The following is a 4,807-nucleotide window of genomic DNA, read 5'->3' on the forward strand; positions in this document are numbered from 1 at the left end:
TTGGTCAGGAAGTTTACCTAAATGCTGCTATAATAAGAATTGTAAATAAAATAAGATAAGGAGTTCGCTTAACTGCGAGCTCCATTTTACTATACATTGAAATATCTATATTTTAAATACGCTATTTTCTGAAGCGCTTACATTATTTATGGAATTTATATGTTGTTTAGCTAATTTTCTTTCACTTGTTCTATAACGTGATATTGTAGCATCAATGATAATATCATTTAAAACATCATATAGGGCTGATGCCGACGCAAGAGCAGTTTTAGTTGTTGATTGATTTTTACTTGTCCCAAAGTACTCAATATTTTCGGATGTATCGGGTACTTGTAAAGTTGTTCCATCAACAGCAAAAACATTGAATTCATGCCATTTTTTTAGATTTACTTTAGAGCTGTAGTAAGAGTCAACAAATAGTCTGCAAAGCTCTTTAAAAGCTTCAGATGAAATATTCTGTCTCGCTTTTGAAAATGCTTGTTTTGATATATCAGGAAACTCTAAATAAGAATTTTCACCGATAAAATTATGTATTTCAGAAGAAAGTGATTTTCGAAGTGCAGAGCAAATGAAATAAACAGCATTAGAAAAGGATAATTTTCTATTTCTTGAAAATGAGTTGCCTATTCTATATGATTCTTTATACTCTTCAGACCTTATGAGAGTATTAGTTTGCTTTAAAATAAGTAATAAAATTTTAATATGATTCATTAAGAGACCTCCCAATAAATGTATATTCACTAGGAGGATGCAAGTTTTTCTTCTATTGTCAAGTGTTTTTTTGAAAATTCTCTTTTTTTACTTATTTCTTAAGTTGACGACATTGTACGTACGGTGGTGTGAGAGGTCGGAAAACAAAATAATTGTTTTTCTCCTACTCGATTGTCAGATTTTCCAATAGAATTACGAATTATATTAATGGACATTCTAATTGTATATTTTAAATACAATTCGATAGACCAGATTTCCGAACACTTTTTTGTATATTGGCATAGGAATTCCTGAAGCATATCTCATACCGACATACTGTTTCCTAAAAACTCCGTCTTGTGTTTCATATTCTGTTCCAGGTGCATATTCCTCACACATGCCTTGAAATAAGTTAAAAGGAATCAAAATTCCAATTATTAGAAAACGAAGTTTTCTTGATTTTAAATCCATATAAAACTTCTTCGAAATTTTATAAGCCTTTTTTATATGCTTTTCTGATGGGTTATAGTCATTCCAGCTCAATGCAACAATTGGTAATTGGGAGTATTTATTAAATCCTCATCCTTGTAGAGTATTGGCAAGAGATTACGTAACGCTGTTTGCAGAAGCACCACCTGTAGTTGAAATAATTAAATTCTATTAGAACATATTAACACAAAGGGGTGAAAGGTATGGTATTAATTACACAAACTATTAAATTAGAATTAATAACGCAAGAAAAGAAATGAAGTCAAATATATAATGATCTTAGTGCATGTACTAGAAAATTAATGAATAAGACTATAAGTCTTGGGTGGGAATACTCAGATATGAGTAGTAAATATAATTTTAAAGAAAAAGGCATTAAACAACTTATGAAAAATACTACTGGTAGTAGTGGTGTTGGAAATCTTGCATATAAAATATTAGTTGAAGAAGGGAAAGAAAATAATTGCTTATATAGTTCTAATGCATCTCAAAGTATAAAACTAGCAGGTGATAAATGGGAGGAATTTGCTCCATACATAGAAAAAGGTGAGAAGTCAATTCCAAGCTATAGAAATAATATCCCTTTAGAAGTTGCTAGTAATACTATTGAACTTCGATATGACGACAAATTTAAAAAATATTATTTTAATATTAAATTGCTCAAACCAGAGTATAAAGAGGAACTTAGCTTAGAGTCAACTTCAATTTTATTTAAGATAAGAAAAATTGATAGAGCAAGAGAAAATATTTTATATAACTTAAATAATAGAATTTATAAACTATGTGGATCTAAACTCCAAAAGCAAAAGGGGAAATATATGTTACTGCTAACATATAATTTGGAAGTACAACAAAGAAACCTTAAAGCTGAAAATATACTTGGAATTGATATGGGAGTAGTTAATGCAGCAGTAGTAGCTGTTAACAATTCCTACAATAGATACTTCATAGGTGGTTCAGAAATAGCAGAATATAAAGCTAGAATTGAAAGTAGGAAAAAAGATATTCAAAGACAAAGTAAATTTTGTGGAGATGGTAGAAGAGGACATGGGTATAAAGCTAAAATGAAACCTTTAGAGCATATACGAAATAGGGAAAGTAACTTTAATGCTACTACCAATCACAAATATGCTAAAGCAATTGTTAATTGGGCATTAAAACATGAGTGTGCTACCATTCAAGTAGAGGACCTTTCAGGAATCAAGGGAGATAAGACAGAAAAATTTCTAAAAGCCTGGACATATTATGACTTACAAAACAAAATAGAGCAGAAAGTAAAGAAGTATGGCATAGTAGTCAGGAAAATTAATCCTAAATTTACTAGTCAAAGATGTAGCAGATGTGGTTATATTCATAAAGATAATAGAAAAATCCAAGCTGAATTTCATTGTCTCAACTGTGATTTAAAAATTAATGCTGATTATAATGCCGCACTTAATATAGCAACTGATAATATAGAAGATATAATAAGAATTCAAGACAAAATACAAAGTTTATATAAAGAAAATTATTTGACCAAATTTCCAATGAAACAATGTGATAACCTGCCACTTATTACTGAAGTAAAAAATTACTTCAAGCTTCATTATGATAAAAAGGTTGCAAAGAATAAGGGGAAATCAGTAGAGAAAATAATAGAGAAAATAGAAAAGTGTGAAGAAAAGATGAAATCACTATTGTAGAAAATATTTTGTTATATTCAACAATTTTATTAAATATAATTAATATAGAAGTATGGGTTTATTAGTTTTTCCCAAAACCTGTGTCATCGGGTCAGAGTCTTCGGATCTCGGTAAAAACTGTAGGGTTAAATTCCCTACTCAATCCTGAAAAATAAAAACAATTATAAGCAATTTTTTAAAAATATCATTACAATCCTTATGGTGTATAGGTTATAAGTATGTTATTTGTTGATTTATGTAAAGAAAAATTAATAATTTAGTTAAGTCTTCATGCATTTTAAACCTGTCTAGGTTATAGAGGAAATGAGTAAAACACTAAGATTATTTGCATTAATACGTAAAAGTGATACTTTTTATAAAAGAAGGATTGAAACTAAGAAAGATCCAAGCATGGGTGATAACACTTATATTGTAAAGTGATACTTCTGATAAAAGAAGGATTGAAGCTAGGAAAAGAAACGACAGTAAAACAGTATGAAGTTTGTAAAAGTGATATTTATAAATAAAATAAGAGTTGAAAAGAGTGTATATTGATACAAAGTCAATAGCTGAGCACGTTCACCACAAATATTTTCCAACGATATTCAATATATTAAATAAATATAATAATATCAACGTTTTTTATCGTGTATGTTATCGATGGTAAAATTGCACATAGACTGTTGAAAAAGATTGTTTAGTAATTGTATAATATAAATAATTAAATAAGGAATGGAACGAATTAATAAACAATACTTCTAATAATTCTCAAATATCCTATTTATCTAGTTATGAATTGAATTGTAGAATTTGACATGGGGTAAAGGCATGGAATTTAAAAACGTGTATATTATAAATTGCGTGGAAGAAACAATACCTCATGCATCAAGTATAAAAGAAAATATAGAAGAGGAAAGAAGATTGTTTTATGTTGGTATAACAAGAGCAATAGACGACTATATTTATTTTTTCTCCAAGAAATAGGAAAGGGCAATTTAAGGATGTTTCAAGATTTATTGTTGAAGGAAAATTAAATGATATTCCAGTGGATACCTATGACTATGAAGTTGGAAGTAAGGTAGTTCATAAGAACTTTGGTATAGGGGAAATAGAAGAATTTGATGAAAAGGATAAAGATAAGATTAAATTGAAGTTTGAAGATGGTATTTTTAGGAGTTTTTCTTTGAAGGTTTTGATTGATAATAATTTGATTGAAAAGATGTAGTAGATAGGTAATAACTATTTAGAACAAGCATACGTACTATACCCTATTAAGTAAAAAATCGGCATAGGGGATGGTATTAATTTATGGCAAAATTAAAATTAAAAACACTCAAAATTAACAACAATTGTAATAAAACAATTGCAGAAATTCATGGTGAATATATGGATTATTGTAAAGCTATAGGGCAAAGAGATGGAACATTAGAAAGCAAAAGTGCATTTTATAAATATGAGTTTCCAAAGATAGTTAATGTAGAAGGTAGTATTAATTAATTTACAAAGCAGTTGATAGAAAAACATATTAATAACATTATTGATAAAGGATATAAAGGTAATTATTATCAAACTTTTGTAACTGGATGCAGGTCGGAAACTCTATTGAATTTGAGGGTTAAAGATGTTAATTTTGAAACTGATAGTATTTTGTTTAGACATATGAATATAACCCTTTAGATGTAACAAGCAAGAAGAATAGAAAAATGAAATTTGATAGGAAATAGTATCTATAATATTAAGGACATATACAAAGAGTATGTGTCTTTTCTATTTATTAGATTATAACCGAAAAAGTGCATAGTAAATTAGAAAATATCATTCGAACCGTAAGCGCTTCAGAAAATAGCGTATTTAAAATATAGATATTTCAATGTATAGTAAAATGGAGCTCGCAGTTAAGCGAACTCCTTATCTTATTTTATTTACAATTCTTATTATAGCAGCATTTAGGTAAACTTCCTGACCAA

At 28.4% G+C, this 4,807-nt stretch carries 4 protein-coding genes and 1 pseudogene; 3 read left to right on the forward strand and 2 right to left on the reverse strand.

The window, feature by feature from the left end; genetic code table 11:
• Positions 1-105 precede the first annotated feature (105 nt).
• Entirely contained in the window at positions 106-711 is a 606-nt protein-coding gene (locus LLF98_RS03295; protein WP_291700785.1) for a hypothetical protein, read from the reverse strand.
• Positions 712-927: 216 nt separating this feature from the next.
• Positions 928-1,161, reverse strand: a complete 234-nt coding sequence (locus LLF98_RS03300) for a hypothetical protein (protein ID WP_291700786.1) — start codon at positions 1,159-1,161, stop codon at positions 928-930.
• A 359-nt stretch (positions 1,162-1,520) separates the two neighbouring features.
• Here LLF98_RS03300 and LLF98_RS03305 point away from each other — a divergent pair, with 359 nt between their 5' ends.
• The 3 genes and pseudogenes from LLF98_RS03305 (at position 1,521) to LLF98_RS03320 (ending at position 4,337) form a co-directional block, all read left to right on the forward strand.
• Complete coding sequence (locus tag LLF98_RS03305; RefSeq protein ID WP_291700788.1) at positions 1,521-2,861, forward strand: transposase; 1,341 nt, start codon at positions 1,521-1,523, stop codon at positions 2,859-2,861.
• An 801-nt stretch (positions 2,862-3,662) separates the two neighbouring features.
• A pseudogene (locus LLF98_RS15390) lies at positions 3,663-4,065 on the forward strand (3'-5' exonuclease); the annotation flags it as partial.
• An 83-nt stretch (positions 4,066-4,148) separates the two neighbouring features.
• Positions 4,149-4,337: a hypothetical protein gene (locus LLF98_RS03320; RefSeq protein ID WP_291700794.1), complete on the forward strand. Its 189-nt coding sequence runs from the start codon at positions 4,149-4,151 to the stop codon at positions 4,335-4,337.
• Positions 4,338-4,807 lie beyond the last annotated feature (470 nt).

This window comes from Clostridium sp. (genome assembly GCF_021372645.1).
Lineage (GTDB): Bacteria > Bacillota > Clostridia > Clostridiales > Clostridiaceae > Clostridium.

Bases quoted from the DNA above. Each gene is read 5' to 3' on its own strand.
- LLF98_RS03295 (WP_291700785.1), bottom strand. From the start codon at position 711: ATGAATCATATTAAAATTTTATTACTTATTTTAAAGCAAACTAATACT.
- LLF98_RS03300 (WP_291700786.1), bottom strand. From the start codon at position 1,161: ATGGATTTAAAATCAAGAAAACTTCGTTTTCTAATAATTGGAATTTTG.
- LLF98_RS03305 (WP_291700788.1), top strand. From the start codon at position 1,521: ATGAGTAGTAAATATAATTTTAAAGAAAAAGGCATTAAACAACTTATG.
- LLF98_RS03320 (WP_291700794.1), top strand. From the start codon at position 4,149: ATGGCAAAATTAAAATTAAAAACACTCAAAATTAACAACAATTGTAAT.